We start from the raw sequence: 558 nt of genomic DNA on the forward strand, positions 1-558 counted from the left end.
GGACGGCGCCGAGCCCTCCGAGGAACTGCTGCGCCAGCTCCAGGGCGCCTTCATCCGCCGCCGGCGCCACGGCCTGCACCACCTCGAGATCTTCGCGACCACCGAACAGTTCGAACACCTCCTGACCGTCATGAACACCGCCACCAACCCCCGCACCGGCAACACCGGAACCTCCCCGGCCACGGACACCGCCGAGAGGTCCGCCGCCGGCGCCACTGCTGCCGGTGACGGCTGGACCGCAGGCACGGCCGCCGGCGCCACTGCTGCCGGCGGCGGCTGGACTGCCGGCGCGGCCTCCGGTGACGGCTGGACTGCCGGCGGCGGCTGGACCGCCGGTGCGGCCTCCGGTGACGCTTCGGTCAGTGCTGCTGCCGCCGGGGCATCGGCCTGCGTATCCCGTGCCGACTACGCCCCGTCCGGTGCAGGCGCTTCTACTCCCGACGTTTCGACCGGTGCAGGCGCTTCGGCCGCCGCGACCAGCCCGGAGCACCAGCCCGGCCCCGGCGATGAGCCCGCCGCGGATGCGGACCCCGCGCTGCCGGCCCTGGACCTCCGCTC

1 pseudogene is annotated in these 558 nt (G+C 75.4%); it reads left to right on the plus strand.

The features are described 5' to 3' along the window. Positions 1-558, plus strand: a pseudogene (locus AC1DR1_RS23165) (hypothetical protein); the annotation flags it as partial.

It is taken from the genome of Arthrobacter sp. P4_F10, assembly GCF_056401435.1.